This is a genomic window from Rhizobium sp. P40RR-XXII (assembly GCF_012641405.1).
Taxonomy (GTDB): domain Bacteria; phylum Pseudomonadota; class Alphaproteobacteria; order Rhizobiales; family Rhizobiaceae; genus Rhizobium.
Window position 1 is genome coordinate 41,170 of record NZ_JABAII010000018.1, and the last position, 15,875, is coordinate 57,044.

Annotated in this window: 18 protein-coding genes; 7 read left to right on the top strand and 11 right to left on the bottom strand. The window is 59.4% G+C overall.

Annotation, left to right across the window (positions count from 1 at the left end):
* Window positions 1-80: 80 nt before the first annotated feature.
* The 4 genes from HGP16_RS26730 to HGP16_RS26745 are packed head-to-tail and all read right to left on the bottom strand — an operon-like array spanning window position 81 to window position 2,563.
* The gene (locus tag HGP16_RS26730; protein WP_168842997.1) at window positions 81-413 is read right to left on the bottom strand and encodes a hypothetical protein; all 333 of its coding nucleotides are present in this window, start codon (window positions 411-413) and stop codon (window positions 81-83) included.
* A complete protein-coding gene (locus HGP16_RS26735; protein WP_168842998.1) occupies window positions 410-1,297 on the bottom strand; it encodes an NAD(P)-dependent oxidoreductase in 888 nt (295 codons plus the stop codon). Before HGP16_RS26735 ends, HGP16_RS26730 begins: the two co-directional genes overlap by 4 nt.
* Entirely contained in the window at window positions 1,294-1,830 is a 537-nt protein-coding gene (locus tag HGP16_RS26740; protein WP_409526865.1) for a gluconokinase, read from the bottom strand. The genes HGP16_RS26735 and HGP16_RS26740 overlap by 4 nt, the downstream gene beginning before the upstream one ends.
* The gene (locus HGP16_RS26745) at window positions 1,805-2,563 is read right to left on the bottom strand and encodes an SDR family oxidoreductase (RefSeq protein WP_168843000.1); all 759 of its coding nucleotides are present in this window, start codon (window positions 2,561-2,563) and stop codon (window positions 1,805-1,807) included. The genes HGP16_RS26740 and HGP16_RS26745 overlap by 26 nt, the downstream gene beginning before the upstream one ends.
* Before the next feature lie 89 nt (window positions 2,564-2,652).
* On the opposite strand from HGP16_RS26745, the gene HGP16_RS26750 reads away from it, so the two are divergent.
* Complete coding sequence (locus tag HGP16_RS26750; protein ID WP_168843001.1) at window positions 2,653-3,600, top strand: 2-hydroxyacid dehydrogenase; 948 nt, start codon at window positions 2,653-2,655, stop codon at window positions 3,598-3,600.
* A gap of 10 nt (window positions 3,601-3,610) precedes the next feature.
* Window positions 3,611-4,642: an L-idonate 5-dehydrogenase gene (locus HGP16_RS26755; protein WP_168843002.1), complete on the top strand. Its 1,032-nt coding sequence runs from the start codon at window positions 3,611-3,613 to the stop codon at window positions 4,640-4,642.
* A 52-nt stretch (window positions 4,643-4,694) separates the two neighbouring features.
* On the opposite strand, the gene HGP16_RS26760 is transcribed toward HGP16_RS26755, so the two are convergent.
* Window positions 4,695-5,114, bottom strand: a complete 420-nt coding sequence (locus tag HGP16_RS26760) for a heme-binding protein (protein WP_168843003.1) — start codon at window positions 5,112-5,114, stop codon at window positions 4,695-4,697.
* A 90-nt stretch (window positions 5,115-5,204) separates the two neighbouring features.
* On the opposite strand from HGP16_RS26760, the gene HGP16_RS26765 reads away from it, so the two are divergent.
* Window positions 5,205-6,095 (top strand): SMP-30/gluconolactonase/LRE family protein, encoded by an 891-nt coding sequence (locus tag HGP16_RS26765; protein WP_168843004.1) that lies wholly within the window; start codon window positions 5,205-5,207, stop codon window positions 6,093-6,095.
* Window positions 6,096-6,198: 103 nt separating this feature from the next.
* Here HGP16_RS26765 and HGP16_RS26770 read toward each other — a convergent pair whose 3' ends face one another.
* Window positions 6,199-6,402 (bottom strand): hypothetical protein, encoded by a 204-nt coding sequence (locus tag HGP16_RS26770; RefSeq protein WP_168843005.1) that lies wholly within the window; start codon window positions 6,400-6,402, stop codon window positions 6,199-6,201.
* A 328-nt stretch (window positions 6,403-6,730) separates the two neighbouring features.
* Between HGP16_RS26770 and HGP16_RS26775 the strand changes: the two genes are divergently transcribed.
* The gene (locus HGP16_RS26775) at window positions 6,731-7,087 is read left to right on the top strand and encodes an ArsR/SmtB family transcription factor (RefSeq protein ID WP_168843006.1); all 357 of its coding nucleotides are present in this window, start codon (window positions 6,731-6,733) and stop codon (window positions 7,085-7,087) included.
* A 65-nt stretch (window positions 7,088-7,152) separates the two neighbouring features.
* Here HGP16_RS26775 and queE read toward each other — a convergent pair whose 3' ends face one another.
* The 4 genes from queE to HGP16_RS26795 all read right to left on the bottom strand — a co-directional run bounded on the left by queE (window position 7,153) and on the right by HGP16_RS26795 (window position 10,218).
* Window positions 7,153-7,881, bottom strand: coding sequence for a 7-carboxy-7-deazaguanine synthase QueE (queE, locus tag HGP16_RS26780; protein ID WP_168843007.1), 729 nt, complete (start codon window positions 7,879-7,881; stop codon window positions 7,153-7,155).
* Window positions 7,878-8,234 carry a 6-carboxytetrahydropterin synthase QueD gene (queD, locus tag HGP16_RS26785; protein ID WP_168843008.1) on the bottom strand — a complete coding sequence of 119 codons (357 nt, stop codon included), beginning with the start codon at window positions 8,232-8,234 and terminating at the stop codon, window positions 7,878-7,880. Before queD ends, queE begins: the two co-directional genes overlap by 4 nt.
* Window positions 8,234-8,944: a 7-cyano-7-deazaguanine synthase QueC gene (gene queC, locus HGP16_RS26790; protein ID WP_168843009.1), complete on the bottom strand. Its 711-nt coding sequence runs from the start codon at window positions 8,942-8,944 to the stop codon at window positions 8,234-8,236. Before queC ends, queD begins: the two co-directional genes overlap by 1 nt.
* Window positions 8,945-9,111: 167 nt before the next feature.
* Complete coding sequence (locus HGP16_RS26795; protein WP_168843010.1) at window positions 9,112-10,218, bottom strand: aldo/keto reductase; 1,107 nt, start codon at window positions 10,216-10,218, stop codon at window positions 9,112-9,114.
* A gap of 140 nt (window positions 10,219-10,358) precedes the next feature.
* On the opposite strand from HGP16_RS26795, the gene HGP16_RS26800 reads away from it, so the two are divergent.
* A complete protein-coding gene (locus HGP16_RS26800) occupies window positions 10,359-11,270 on the top strand; it encodes a LysR family transcriptional regulator (protein WP_168843011.1) in 912 nt (303 codons plus the stop codon).
* 221 nt (window positions 11,271-11,491) lie between these two features.
* On the top strand, window positions 11,492-11,929 hold the full coding sequence (locus HGP16_RS26805; RefSeq protein ID WP_312867336.1) for a helix-turn-helix transcriptional regulator: 438 nt from the start codon (window positions 11,492-11,494) through the stop codon (window positions 11,927-11,929).
* A gap of 37 nt (window positions 11,930-11,966) precedes the next feature.
* On the opposite strand, the gene HGP16_RS26810 is transcribed toward HGP16_RS26805, so the two are convergent.
* Window positions 11,967-13,259, bottom strand: coding sequence for a TadE/TadG family type IV pilus assembly protein (locus HGP16_RS26810; RefSeq protein WP_168843074.1), 1,293 nt, complete (start codon window positions 13,257-13,259; stop codon window positions 11,967-11,969).
* A 497-nt stretch (window positions 13,260-13,756) separates the two neighbouring features.
* Between HGP16_RS26810 and HGP16_RS26815 the strand changes: the two genes are divergently transcribed.
* Entirely contained in the window at window positions 13,757-15,832 is a 2,076-nt protein-coding gene (locus HGP16_RS26815; protein WP_168843013.1) for a bifunctional diguanylate cyclase/phosphodiesterase, read from the top strand.
* Window positions 15,833-15,875: the final 43 nt, after the last annotated feature.

Genomic DNA, 15,875 nt, shown 5'->3' on the forward strand with positions numbered 1-15,875 from the left:
ATGGCAAGAGCCCGCCCTTTTACCCCGATGTGGGAGCGCCGTTCGGGCGTGGCCCCGAAACGCTTTTTGCGAGGGGCAGCCTATAGCTGGAACTCATGCGCAAGCGTCACGTGATGATGGATACGTCCTTCGAAGAACCGGGAGAGGACGGCTTCTGTTGCCGCGCGCGCTTGCGCACGGACCGGGCTTGCAAGTGCGTTTTCCACGGCAGCCATGTCCGGATAATTGACGGCCAGGATCATTGGGAATTCAGGGGCGCCTTCGTCGCGTGCTTCGGCGAATGTGACCCGTACGTCAAGGGCGCCCGGAAACTGCTTCCATTTTGGCAGGATGGTTTCCATGACGGCGGTGCGAAACGCTTCCGCCTGCCCTTCCCTGACTTTGCCCTCGAATAATGCGTATCGGGTAATCATCCGGCGATCTCCTTGTTCGGCCCTTTAAAGAATTCCATCAATGCCGCCTGATCTTCGCCACCGAGGCCTGAGGCCGTCAGCATGCGATGTATCTCGGCGCAGACCGCCGTCAGCGGCATGGCCGTGTTGGTCCTGCGGGCGAGATCCTGCGCGCCGTTCAGATCCTTGACCATGTTGTCGATCCTGCCGGTGCGGCGATAATCCTTGGTGACGTAGCGCGGCATATATTCCTGCAGAATGGCGCTATCGGCCCGCCCACCCTTCAGCGCCTGCGGGATCTTGTCAGCATCGACGCCGGCATCGAGCGCCAATTGCGTCGCCTCCGCGACGGCCAGGAAGTTCAATGCGCAGAGAACCTGATTGATCAGCTTCGTGGTCTGGCCCGCGCCGACAGGCCCCATATGCGTATAATTCGAGGCCACGTGACGCAGGACCTGATGCGCCTCCGCGACATCCTGTTCGCGACCGCCGGCCATCAGGGTCAGTTGCCCGATCAGCGCCTTCGCCGCGCCGCCGGAAAGCGGACTGTCCACCCAGCGCAGTCCCTTTTCCGCAACCTCGGCGGCAAGCGCCTTCGTCGCGTCGGGATCGATCGACGACATGTCGATGATCAGCGTTCCCGGCCTGGCCCCTTCGGCAACGCCGCCCGGGCCGAATACCGCAGCATGCACAATCCTGGGCGAATTGAGGCTCAGAATCACGAAATCGGAAACGCTCGCCGCCTCCGCAGCGCTGGGGGCTGCCATGGCGCCTTTTGCAGTCAGCGCGGCGACCTTGTCCGTGTTGGGATCGAAAACCGTCAGATGATTGCCGGTCTCCACCAGGCGGGAGCCGATTGCACCGCCCATTGCGCCGGCGCCGATCAACGCCACCTTGTTGCTCATGATTGGTCCTCCTCCAATGCGGCTATGATGGCCGCCACCACCGCGTCCAGCGGCTGATCGATATCGACGGTGATCGCCCGTTCGTCAGCGCCGGGTACCTCGAGCGCGGCAAACTGACTGTCGAGCAACGCCGGCGGCATGAAGTGGTCCGGCCGCGCCTGTAAACGCCGCAGGATCGTTTCTCGCGTGCCGGCAAGATGAATGAAGGAAACCGGCGCGCCGACAACCTCGCGGATCCGATCACGATAGATGCGCTTCAGCGCCGAACATCCGATCAGCGCCGTCTCATCCGCCAAAGCCAGGTAGTGACCGACCTTGTCGAGCCAGGGCCATCGATCGGCATCGGTCAACGGTATGCCGGCACTCATCTTGGCAACATTGGCCGGTGGATGAAGATCATCGCCATCGACATAGATGCCGCCAAGGCGCATCGCGATCGCCGAACCGACAGACGACTTGCCGCAACCGCTGACGCCCATGACGACGTAGCGCTGCAGCCTGGCATCGTCAGAGCGAAGCTGTGATGCCGCCATCGACATAAAGCACGTGTCCGTTGACAAAGGAGGAGGCGTCGGAGGCGAGGAAGATGCAGGCGCCGACCAGTTCTTCGACGCGACCCCAGCGGCCGGCGGGCGTGCGCTTTTCGAGCCAGGACGAAAATTCGGCATCGGCAACGAGGGCTGCATTCAATGGCGTATCGAAATAGCCGGGCGCGATGGCATTGCATTGCAGCCCGTGCCTAGCCCAATCCGTCGCCATGCCCTTGGTCAGATTGCCGACGGCACCCTTGGTTGCCGTATAGGGCGCTATCGACGGCCGCGCCAGTGCCGTCTGCACGCTTGCGATGTTGATGATCTTTCCGGCGCCGCGTTTGATCATGTGCCGTGCAACGGCCTGACCGACGTTGAAGACGCTCGATATGTTCGTGCGTAAAAGCCGCTCGAAGGCGTCGGCGGGAAAATCCTCGAGCGTCGTGCGGAATTGCATGCCGGCATTGTTGACGAGGATATCGATCGCGCCCGTTTGCGCCTCAAAAGTATCGACAGCCTGGCGCGCGCCCTCGTGATCCGTGGCATCGAATGCCAGCAGGTGCACCTTGCTTTCGAAGCTTTCAGCTGCCTTGGCAAGCTTTTCCTTATCGCGTCCGTTGAGAACCAGCTCGGCGCCCGCCGCGGCCAAACCTTTGGCGAGCGCAAGCCCGATGCCTTGGGAAGAACCCGTCACCAGGGCTCGCCGCCCTTTCAGATCGAAGAGGCCAAGAGACATCGTTTCCTCCGTTTTTTTTAACTCGACAATGGTTGTCTTCCCCGTTTATGTTATCGATAACATTTGATGTCAAGGGAGGACGTGAAAAGATGGACAGGCCATCAATCCTGCAGATTGGCCCCTATCCGCAATGGGATCAAGAACCGCTCGATGCGGCATTTCGGGTGCATCGCTATTTCGAGGCCGTCGACAAGGCGAAACTGCTTGCCGACGTCGGATCGTCGATCAAGGCCATTGCCACACGCGGCGAACTCGGCGCCAATCGAGCCATGATCGAGGCCTGCCCGAATCTCGAAGTCATTTCGGTCTATGGTGTGGGCTTCGATGCCGTCGACCTGCAAGCCTGCCGCGAGCGCGGCATTCGCGTTACCAACACGCCCGACGTCCTGACCAACGACGTTGCGGATCTCGGGATTGCCATGATGCTGTGCCTATCGCGCGGCATGATTGGCGCCGAGACCTGGGTGCGTGACGGCAGCTGGGCGCAAAAGGGGCTTTACCCTCTCAAGCGGCGCGTCTGGGGACGGCGTGCCGGCGTGCTTGGCCTCGGCCGCATCGGCTTTGAAGTCGCCAAGCGCCTGAAGGGCTTCGACATGCATATTGCCTATTCCGATGTCGAGGCGAAATCCTACGCATCCGACATGACCTTCTTGGCCGATCCGGTCGAGCTTGCCAAACAATCGGACTTCCTGTTCGTCACGCTCGCCGCTTCGCCGGTAACCCGGCATATTGTCGGCCGCGAGGTGATCGAGGCGCTCGGCCCGGAAGGCATGTTGATCAACATCTCCAGAGCTTCCAATATAGACGAAGACGCACTGCTCGACGGGCTGGAGACGGGCAAGCTCGGATCGGCCGCTCTTGACGTCTTCGAAGGCGAGCCGAAGCTCAATCCGCGCTTCCTGGCGCTGAACAATGTGCTGCTGCAGCCTCACCATGCCTCCGGGACCGTGGAGACGCGCAAGGCCATGGGCCAGCTGGTGCGTGACAATCTGGTCGCCCACTTCGCCGGCCAGGCTCTGCCGACACCCGTTCTTTGAGGAGAGGAAAATGAAAGCCATCGTCGCTTACGCCGCCAAGGATGTGCGGATCGAGGATCGTCCGGGGGAAGAGCCGGGTGCGGGAGAAGTCAAGCTGAGGCTCGCGACCGGCGGTGTCTGCGGCAGCGACCTGCACTACTACCATCACGGCGGCTTCGGCACCGTGCGCCTGAAGGAGCCGATGATCCTGGGACACGAGGTCAGCGCCACCGTCATCGCACTCGGCTCCGGCGTGCAAGGCCTCGAGCTCGGTCAGCTCGTTGCCGTCTCCCCTTCCCGCCCCTGCCGGACCTGCCGCTACTGCTTGCAAGGACTGCCCAATCAATGCCTCAACATGCGCTTTTATGGCAGCGCCATGCCCTTTCCGCATATCCAGGGCGCATTTCGCGAAACACTCGTCGCCGACGCCATCCAATGCGTGCCGGCCGATGGGCTGACGCCTGGCGAAGCGGCAATGGCGGAACCACTGGCCGTGACCTTGCATGCCACGCGGCGCGCGGGCGAGATGCTCGGCAAGCGCGTTCTGGTCACCGGCTGCGGCCCGATCGGCGTCCTGTCGATCCTGGCTGCGCGCCGGGCGGGCGCCGCCGAGATCGTGGCGACCGATCTTTCGGATTTCACCCTCTCGCTCGCCAAGCAGGCCGGCGCCGACAGGATCATCAATACGAAGAATGAGCCGGAGGCTCTTGCTGCTTATTCCGCCGACAAGGGCACCTTCGATGTCCTTTACGAATGCTCAGGCGCTGCCGCCGCGCTGGTCGGCGGTATCGCAGCACTTCGTCCGCGTGGGATCATCGTGCAGCTCGGTCTCGGCGGCGATATGAGCCTGCCGATGATGGCGATTACCGCCAAGGAACTGGAGCTGCGCGGCTCCTTCCGCTTCCATGAGGAGTTTTCAGTCGGCGTCGATCTGATGCGCAAGCGCCTTATCGATGTGCGGCCGCTCATCACCCACACCGTGCCGCTCGCCGAGGCGATCAGTGCCTTCGAGATCGCCTCGGATCGAAGCAAGGCGATGAAGGCGCAAATCGTCTTCGCCTGACCGTTTGCGACCTCCCTCGGATCGGCAGGATCAGAGGGAGGTCGTCTGTCCGTTAGTCGAGATCGGCGCCGATTGCCTTAAGGGCGGCGCGGGCTACCTGTTCGTCCTGCTCGCCGGAGCCCGATCCGACACCGATGCCGCCGACAAGCGTGCCGGCAACACGGATCGGCAAGCCGCCGCGCAAGCCGGTCATCCCGCCATGGGTTGCAACCGCAAGCGGCACCCTGGCATGTTCCGGCAAGGAATGGCTTGGCGCACCGATGGAGGCGGCCGTCTGTGCCTTGGCCGCGGCACTTTTCAGCGATTGGAAACGTGAACCGCGCATGCGAAAGGAGCCCAATGTCACGCCGGACTGGTCGACCACGACGATGCATTGCGGCTGCCCCATCGCGGTGGCCGCGGCGATGGCCGCCGTCAACAGCGTCGTCACACCTTCGTCGCTCAAGACACTCGACGTCAGAACATGGCTCATGCAACTATCCTCCCGTTTGCGGACTCAATTCTATATGTTATCGATAACACATCGATCTCCAGATGTAACCTTATGGGAGGTATTGTCATAATGTCGTTCTTCGAGATTTTCGATCCGGCCTTCGGGAAATTCATCCTCGGCAACGCTCCCGTCAAACAAATTGCCACCGGATTCGACTGGGTGGAAGGACCTGTCTGGTTCGGAGATCTGAATTGCCTGCTCTTTTCCGATATTCCCAATAACCGCATCATGCGCTGGGTACCGGGCTTCGGCGTCAGCGTCTTTCGCGAGCCTTCGAATTTTTCGAACGGCCATACGCGCGACCGGCAGGGCCGGCTTGTCAGCTGCGAGCATGGCGGCAGGCGCGTGACGCGTACAGAATATGACGGATCGACCACGATCATCGCCGACAGCTATCAGGGCAAGCGGCTGAACTCGCCGAATGATGTCATCGTCGCCTCGGACGGTGCCATCTGGTTCAGCGATCCCCATTATGGCATTGCGACGGATTATGAGGGGCATAGAAGCGAGCAGGAATTGCCCTGCAATGTCTATCGTGTCGATCCCTCCGGCGCGATCTCCGCTGTCCTGACGGATTTCAATTGCCCAAACGGACTTGCCTTCAGCCCCGACGAGAAAAAGCTCTACGTCGCCGATACCGGCCGCATGCATGGTAGCGACCCGCAGCATATTCGCGTCTTCAATGTCGGAGAAAACTGGCGGCTGTCCGGTGGCGACGTGTTTCATACGATTTCACCGGGCTGCGCCGATGGCATGCGCCTCGACAGCGACGGCAATCTCTGGTCTTCAGCCGCCGATGGTGTGCATTGCATCGCGCCGGACGGTCACCTCATGGGCAAGATCCTGGTGCCGGAGACCGTCTCCAACCTCTGCTTCGGCAGCCGTGGCAAGCACAAGCTTTTCATGACGGCGACGACCAGTGTCTATGCGATCTCGCTCAACCGGAGCGGCGCACTCTGACGGCAGGCCCAGCACGTTGCGAAACCGGGATTGGGAACGCTGGGAAATAGTGGCAATCGCCGATCCCGTGGCGATTGCCGTCGACAAATCCAGGTAGATAATATCAGCGCAAATCGATCCGCGGTACCGACCGCGCGGCCGCATGCGCAATCGGTGCAATGTTGGCAGACAAAGCAAGCTCCTGCCTGCGGGCGGCATCCTGCAGCAGGTTCGCCATCCTTGAAACGGATATGTGATCTGCGCGCATGACCTGGCGGATCAGCGGGTCTCTAAGAACTTCGGCGATCGTCAAGTCCCTATGGGTCATGGTTACCTCCTGTTCGTTGGAGCAGAAGATAAACGGCTTAATTAGCAGCGCGATGTCAAAAGACGGACAAAAACAAGGCAGTTCGTTCGATTTTGTTACAGAATAATTGCAAAAACGAACGGTGGAACATATTCCCAAACTGCAACAGGACCCTAGTTTTCGGTTGTAGAAAGGTTGATCGGTGACGATCGGCCTGAATGGGAGGTCCGTTTGCTCCGCGAAGGTGCAACGTTTTTGCAATAATTTAGACTATAATTTTGCAACTTTTGCGTTCATCATCGCGCGATGCCGGGGCTTTGCAGTTTAAACATCAATGATCGGCCGCGCCATGTATTCAGATCAGACCACAGAAGATGAGCGCCTCATCTATCATGCAGATCTTCTCAGCCAGCTTTCCAATCCCAAACGTCTCGAGGTTTGCATTCATCTCTCACGCCACGAAGAGGATGTGAACAGCCTAGCCAGGAAGCTGGGAATATCGCAATCGGCGCTGAGCCAGCATCTGACGCGGCTGCATCATTCCGGTATCGTGAAAGTGCGCCGCCAGGCGCAATTCAGATATTATACCTGCGATCACCCCGGTGTTCGGCAGATCCTGAAGACATTGTCGAAGCTGTTCGATGCCGAACTCGGGCCAATGTCACCAGACGCGACCGACGAGGGTGCTCACGGCAAGAAATCGTGACATGGCGCCTTGCGGCCCTTGAGGCCGCACGACATCGATAACGAAAGAGGCCAGATCGCAGCGGCTCAAACGCCGCGCTTGTTGCCCCAAATCAGCACGTGCAATTGCGGCAACACTCTTGCCTCAAACCATCGGTCGCCGCTGACCTTGTCGACGAGCCAGCGCATGCGCTCGACGATGCCTTCGATATCGACGATGGCATCGTCGGCCTCCGGCGGCGGCGGCGTGTGATTGCCGGGTTGCAGATAAAGCGGCAGGTCGGGATAGCGCGACGCGGCCTCGCGCGCATAGGTGTAATCGACGTCGTTGAACACGACGATCTTCAGCGCGACCTGCGGCTTGCGAGCCGCCATGCGCAGACAGTCGTCGAATGCGCCCCAATCCGTCGCCATACCGCTCGATGGCGGCTTCGGGCTCAGCACCAGCACGTCGAGTTCGGCGAACCAATCCTTCGCCAGGGTCCCTTGCGTTTCCAATGCGAAACGATAGCCCTCGGCATGACCGCGCGCGATCAGCGGGCCGAGAGGCTGGATTGCGGGATTGCCGCCCGACAGCGATATCGTCAAGGGCTTGCCGCCGGAAAGCCGCGTCACCTCCGACCAGATCTCGTCGACCGACATCGGCTGCCACTGATCGCGGTAGTCGCTGTCGACCGCGTGCAGCGTATCGCACCAGGAACAGCGATAGTCGCAGCCGCCGGTGCGCACGAAGATTGTCGGAAGGCCGATCAGGATACCCTCACCCTGGATCGTCGGCCCGAAGATCTCGCTTACGCGAATGCGCGCTTCGCTCATGGCCGGTATTCCGCCCAGGTCTTCGGCGTCTCGCTGACGCGCACCGCCGATGTCTCCGGCAGGCGAGACTTGCACCAGTCGTAGAAATGCCTGGCCAGGTATTCCGAGGTGACGCGATCATGGCCAAGCACATCGTTGAGATGGCGATGGTCGAATTCCTCGTCGATATAGCGCTTCAGCGGCTGCAGCTCATGATAGTCACGCACAAAGCCGTTCCGATCGAGTTCGCTGGCCGAAAGCTCTACCACGACGATGTAATTGTGCCCATGCATGCGCGCGCACTGATGGTCGTCGGGAAGATGCGAGAGCTGGTGCGAGGCTGAGAAGTGAAATTCCTTGGTGATGCGGAACATCACTTCACCTCCGCAGCGACAAAGCCCGATGTCGCCGACACCCAGAAATCCGGATCCTCATAATCGGTGGGATCCGCGATGCCGGCGATATGGAAGGCTTCGCGCCGTTCGACGCAGGTGCCGCAACGGCCGCAATGGCGTTCTCCGCCCTTGTAACACGACCAGGTCTCGGCAAAGGGCATTTGATGCCGTGCACCATCCGTGACGATATCGGCTTTCGAGATAGTCACATAGGGCGCATAGAGGGAAACGCTGGCATAGCCATCGAGCGCGTGGTTCTGCATCTGCTGAAATGCATCGATGAAACCGGGCCGGCAATCCGGATAGATGAAATGGTCGCCGCCGTGAACGGCAACGGCGACCGCATCCGCCTTCTGGGCGGCCGCCAGCCCGAAGGCGATCGCGAGCATGATCGCGTTGCGGTTCGGCACGACGGTCGCCTTCATGGTTTCTTCGGCATAGTGCCCGTCCGGCACATCGACATCGTCGGTTAAGGCCGATCCGGTGAGGTGCTTGCCGATGCCGGTGATGTCGATGATCTGATGAGGGACGCCCAGACGCCTGGCGCAAGCGGCGGCGAAGTCGAGTTCCTTGCGATGGCGCTGGCCGTAGTCGAAGGAGACGAGGCCGATAAGCTGATGTTCGGCTGCGACTTTATGGGCGAGCGAAACCGAGTCCAATCCGCCGGAGCAGATGACGATAGTCTTCATAGTACAAGATCCCTTGTTTTGACCGGGTGGGCTGCGACCGGATTTCATGGCTCTTCGACGCCACGGCGCGGTCTCTAACAGCAGAACTCGGAGGAAACAAGGCATCCGCTCTATTTCAAGACAACACGCCGGCGAGTGCTGGCGCGCTGATGATTATTGCCACGGAATTAGCTGACGCCGGCAAATTGTCCGGAAATATTCAGATCCGGATAGTAACCGGCAGGCTTGCCTCCGACCGTCTGACCGCCGGTTAGGCCGCCCTGGACCTCCGGCCCGAAGAACGAATAGGGAAAGGCCGGCTGCAGGGCGCTGATTTCGTCGAGACGGCGGCGTAGCTCGGATGGTATTGCGAAATCCAAGGCGCCGAGATTGTCGTTCAATTGCTCCAGCTTCGTAGCGCCGACGATGATCGAGGCTATTCCGGGCTGCGTCATCGCCCAGTTGACTGCCACCTGCGCCATGCTGCGCCCGAGCTCCGCCGCCACCTTCTCCAGTTCGGCAACGATGGCCCAGTTGCGATCGGTAAATTTCTGGAAGCCGGGATTGGTGGTGCCGCGCACCGTCTCGAGCCGGCCGGCGGTCTCGCCCTCGCCGCTTGGGCGATATTTGCCGCTCAAGAGGCCGCTCGCCAGTGGGCTCCAGGCCATGATCCCAGCGCCATAGCGCGTGCCGAACGGCACGAACTCGTTCTCGATATTGCGCTCGGCCAGCGAATATTCCAGTTGCAGCGCCGAGATCGGCTCGTAGCCGCGATGCTCGGCAACGGCCTGGGCGCGGCTGGCGTACCAGGCGGGCACATCGGACAAGCCGACATGGCGTACCTTGCCGGAGCGAACGAGATCGTCGAAGGTGCGCATCACCTCTTCCGGCGGGGTCAGGCGATCCCAGCAATGCATGAGATAAAGATCGATGTGATCCGTATTGAGGCGTTTCAACGAGCCTTCGACGGATCGCAGGATGTTCTTGCGGCCGTTGCCTGCCGCGTTCGGCGTGCGGGCGGTAAGATTCATGGTGAACTTGGTCGTGATCACCGCGTCATCGCGCAACCCGCGTTCGGCAATGAATTCGCCGAGCCAGGTTTCCGACGTGCCACCCGTATAAGCATCGGCCGTATCGAAGAAGTTGCCGCCGGCGTCGACATAGGCATTGAAGATGGCGCGCGCCGCTGCCTTGTCCGATCCCCAACCCCATTCCGTGCCGAACGTCATGGTGCCGAGGGCAAGCCGCGTTACCTTCAAGCCACTGTTGCCAAGCGTGTAAAACTCTATGCTCATAGCGATGCTCCTCTTTGACATGCAAGCCTGAGTTCGATGATCGAAGGGACCCGCAGCGATTTGATGCCACTAAGTTCGCTGCTTTTCGGCCATTCGATAAGATCATTTAATTTGCATGCATTATGCGATATCATGCATGAATGGATCGCGATCTGCTGTCACATCTGCCTGTTATCGCCACTGTCGCGCGCCGAGGTGGATTCGCGGCCGCCGCCAGCGAGTTGGGAATGAGCGCATCGGCCGTCAGCCATGCGGTACGGCTGGTGGAGGAAAGGCTCGGACAACCGCTGTTTGCGCGCACGACGCGCAGCGTGGCGTTGACCGAGGCAGGTCGGAGCCTGATCGGCACGATCACCCCGGCGCTACAGGATATTCATGAGCGCATCGAGCGCATAAAGGCCGTCCAGGGAAGACCGAGCGGCCTCCTGCGTATCAATGCGTCACGTGTCTGCCTGCCGCTTGCCGTCACCCGCGTGATAGCAGCCATGGCCGAACGCTATCCCGAAGTCGAGGTCGAGATCTTCTCCGATGAGCGATTGACCGATATCGTTGCCGAGGGCTTCGATGCCGGCATACGTATCGGCGAAATGATCGCGCAGGACATGGTCGCCGTCCGCCTCACGCCGCCCTTCCGATCGGTCATCGTCGCCTCCCCTGATTACATCGGACGTTTCGGCTGCCCGAACACGCTCGGCGATCTTTCCAGTCACAATTGCATCGGCTACCGCCTCATGCGTTCCGGCGGCCTCTATCAATGGGAATTCGTCGAGAATGGGCGGGATGTCGCCGTCACGGTGCGCGGCCAGGCAATCGTCACGGAATCGCATTCGGCAATCGAGCTGGCCTTGGCCGGCGTAGGGCTGGCCTATGTCTTCGAACCGCTTGTGCAGTCGGAAATCGCATCCGGCAGGCTTGTTCAGCTCCTGAACGACCATGCCGTCACGGAGGCCGGCCTTTTCCTTTACTTCCCGCGTCGCGCCGAGCTGGCGCCAAAGCTGCGGGCCTTTATCGAAACGGTGCGCCATCTCGGTCGCGGGTCGTCCGCTGGCTAGGCGGGAGCGCTTTTTTAGCGTCAGCACCTTTCCGGGATAGTCAAATTGCGCAGGTATTGTACCGAATGCGCACCAAACAGACGGCTCTGCCTCCATCGGGGTGAATTGACGTTGCCGTTTTTCATGGCACCCGGCAGTCATAGGCGGAAGGCTTGGAAAGAATCCGCTTAAGAGGTTTCGCGGCCTTCGCCTCCGTCCATCGGCTCCCCCAGGTTTGATGGGTGGTTTCACGGTCAAGACATGAGGATCCAGTGCAAGATAGCTCCCCCAAAAGACTGCCCAGTCCCATCGATGTCGAAGTCGGCAAGCGCATACGCGCGCAACGTCGTTTGCTAGGCATGAGCCAATCGGCGTTGGCTGAAAGGCTGGATCTAACGTTCCAGCAAGTCCAGAAATACGAGAAAGGCACCAATCGTGTTGGTGCAAGTCGTTTGCAACGCGTGGCGGAGAGCCTTGGCGTTCCGATCTCGCATTTCTTCGACAATCCGACGTCGAGCAACGATGCTTCGACCAATGAGGCGCATGCGTTCAAGAACGACCTCGTCAGTTTCCTTTCATCCGAGGAAGGCGTCGAACTCAATCGCGCCTTTGCAAAGATCAAGGATGCAAGGACGCGTCAAAAAATTGTGGGCCTGATCAAGTCGCTTACCGTGGCCTAGATCGCTGCTCGCGCGTTGGCGATCGCGCTTCCTGCCGTCAGCTTGTAATGCGCGGCGTGCGAATGACTTTCAGGAACAAGGCGTTCATCGCGTCGGAAATACCCTGTGTCGGACTGACTTCGAAGTAGAGGCCAGGCGAGGCGCAGTTCTGCAGATTGGTCCCAATCTGCGATTGGAAAGGCGCGATCCATTGATTGTACCAACCGTTGGTCGGCAGCGGCAGATAGGTCGTATAGAGAATGGCGATCTTGATGTTCTGATTCTTCAACGGCCGGCAAAAGGACGTATCGAGCGGTTCCTGACAACGGCCATTGGTCGTCGGCTTAGTGCAGGTGTTCGGCTTGTTGCTGTCGCCGACGCCATCGGTGACGAGGAAGAGAATCTTCTGCCGATCCGTACTGGTTGTACCGCTGCCGCCTGTTCCTATGATGGGCGCAAGCTGCGTCAGCATCGTGTCAAAGCTTGTATCCTGGTCATTGTTATAGCCTTGCTTGGGAACCGTCATCAGATCAACCGCGCTCGTCGTGTCTTTGACCTGCGTCATGTCGGATGACAACGACGATACATTGGTCAGGCCAACCTTTTCGGCCTGCGTCCCGAAAGTATAAACGGCCATCCGATATTGATCCGACGTGACGCGATTGGCGACCGCGGTATCGGTCAGCTTCTGCGTCGCCTGTCGCACGACATCGATACGGGTGTTGATCTTGAGCACATTCTTCGCAAGATTGTAGTAGTTGTTGGGGTTATCGAGATTGTGGCAGGCAAAAGCACAGCTATCGGACGTGTGGGACACCATCGCCTGGATGTCAGTTGTCGTCGCGCCAACTCCCATCGAAGGCGTGTTGTCCAGCAACATATAGAAGTCCATGAAGGTCGCCGTCTGATACTGCGCGGATGCGGAACCACTCACGGGAATGGATGTCTTCCCGATAATCTGGCTGAGCGTGGTCGGCACATTGGCCGAGAAGCTGACCGTCGACGAGACGACGTTTCCCGTGCGCGTCACCGCGACATTGACGGCGACAGGCGTGTTCGGAAGATCGCCGGATGCCTGACCTAGAAAGAGCTTGTTGGCATCATCCTGACCGATCGTGACGGTGCCGTCCTTCGTCATGGCCATGGCAGCCGCAACTGCCGGGGACGAATCGGCGATTGCACCGACCGCGGCTGCATCGGCGGCGTTTTGCAATTCCGTCCTGACGAGCATGGCGTTAGTGACATCAAGCGCCAGGCCACCCGCCGCAATCAACGGCACGGCAATAAGAGCAGTCGTCATCCCAAAGTTGCCCGCTCTCTCCGCGAGCAATTTTCGCAAGAGCTTATACATTGCATCGAACGACTGTAGGCGGATCCAGACTCTCTTCACCAGGCAAGCTCTCTATTATACAAGTTGCATTCTCAAAACATTCGTCGATTACAAGTATTATCATTTTCAGATATACTAATTTATAGTATCGCACCAAAATATTGAAATTCCGATAAAAGCAATATCTCTATTTTATATTGCTAGCCTCCACGAAAAATTTACCAGTATTCAAATTATGTTTGAGAAACTACCTGACAGAGGAACGAAAATAAAAACCTCTTTTGAGCAGAAATGACGTACGTCTGAATTGCAATCGGTGGCTTTCGAAAAAATAATTCCGCAAAACTCGCAAACCCAGTCAGGACAGTACGTGCAATAACGCCCGCCTGTCACAGTTTTTGCTCAACTGTCTTTACCCGATTTTCAGTGTTTACCCGCAAAAGGCGCGCCGTTGACTTTAGGTTGCAGCTTTAGTTGAGGACTCCCCTCACCTATTGACCGTAGTTGGGATCTTTTGCGTGCGCGTTCTTTCCTGCATTTTCACGGAACATAATCTGTGGCTTGTTCTTCTTGCAGCATTTGTCTGCATCAGCGGTGGATGGATCACGTTCGGCCTGTTGCGGCAAGCGGGAAAGACACGCGGACTTCAACGCGGCGGATGGATCTTCCTGACAGCGGTCGCGGCAGGATCCTCGATCTGGTGCACGCATTTCATCGCCATGCTGGCCTATCAGGTCGAAGCGCCGGTTACCTTTGATCCGATCCTCACCATGGCATCCCTTCTTCTGGCCGTGACCGGCTGCGCCTTCGGTTTCGCAATCGCTTTGTCCAAGCTGTCACGGATGGCGCCGGAAGTGGGGGGTGCCGTCGTCGGCCTTGCGATTGCCGCCATGCACTATACCGGCATGATGGCCTATCACGTCGATGGAATTGTCGAGTGGAATGAGAGCTATGTCGTCGGTTCCGTCGTGCTTTCGGTGATCTTCGCCACGCTCGCCCACCATCAGGCGATCCGTCGTCCCTCGCATTTTTCAGGACTTGCGGCACTCGTCCTTTTCGTCGTTGCCGTCGTATCGCTCCATTTTACCGCGATGACAGCCGTATCGGTCACGCCGCTGGTAACCGGCGCCGGACTTGCCGATTCCTATGCGCTAAAGGCCATGGCCGTGGCGGTCGCCGGCGGCGGGCTCATCATCATCGGCACGGGCGTCGCCAGCTACATGATCGATGAGCGCGCCTCGCGCGAATCCATCCAGAAACTCCAGCATATGGCATTGAACGATCTGCTGACCGGCCTGCCCAATCGCGGCAGCTTCGCCGATTATCTTCAGGGCGAAATGCAACATGCCAAGGAAGACGGCGCAAAGCTTGCCGTGATCGGCATCGATCTCGACCGCTTCAAGCAGATCAACGACCTGCGTGGTCACAAGGCCGGCGACCAGGCCCTCAAGGCGATCGGCCGGCGGCTTGCGCGTCTCGTCAAGGATGGAGAGTTCGTCGCACGTGTCGGCGGCGACGAGTTCGCCGCAACCAAACGGTTCCAGGTTCAAAGCGAACTCCTGGATTTCGTGGCTCGCCTTGAAAAGACCCTGTTCGAGCCCATCCGCATCGATGATTTCGAGACGGCGACCGGCGCGAGCATCGGCGTCGCTGTCTATCCGGATGACGGCATCGATGAGGAGCGCCTGGTGAGCAATGCCGATCTCGCCATGTATCGCGCCAAGGCCGATGTTGGTCGCGCGGTCTGCTTCTACGAGTCCAAAATGGATGAGGCGGCGCGCGCCCGGCATATGCTGGCGCAAGATCTGCGCCGCGCGGTCGAGCTGGATCAGCTCGAACTGCACTATCAGGTGCAGACTTCCGTCAGCACCGGCGAGATCTGCGGTTATGAGGTTCTGGTCCGCTGGTACCATCCCGAGCACGGCGCCGTGCCGCCTGCGGAATTTATTCCCATCGCGGAAGAGAGCGGCACGATCCTCGTTATCGGTGAATGGGTGTTGCGTACCGCCTGCAGGGAGGCCGCATCATGGGACAAGCCCTACAAGATCGCCGTCAATCTTTCGCCGGTACAATTCGCCCATGCCGATCTTGCCCGGCTGGTTCATTCGATCCTTGTTGAAACCGGCCTGTCGCCAAAACGGCTGGAATTGGAAATCACCGAGTCCACCATCATCGCCGACAAGAGCCGCACCTTGCATGTGCTTCGGCAGATCCGGGCGCTGGGCGTCACCATCGCCATCGATGATTTCGGAACCGGATACTCGTCGCTCGACACACTGCGCTCATTCCCATTCGACAAGATCAAGCTCGACCGATCCTTCATGAACGAGGTAGACCGGAGCATCCAGGCAAAAGCAATCGTGCGCGCCGTGCTGACACTCGGCAAGAGCCTGGAAATTCCGGTTTTGGCAGAGGGTGTGGAAACCGATCATCAGCTGGAAATCCTGCGCGTCGAAGGCTGCGACGAAGCACAGGGCTTCTTCCTTGGGCGGCCGAAGCCGGTCGCGCAGATCTTTCAGATGACGGCTGCCGACGAGGACGAGGAATCACCATTCTCCGGACGCATTCCGCCGCAACGCATGCGCCGTCGCTAGGAGCGTTCCGGACGCAACGGCACGCTGACCGGTCGTCCAAGGG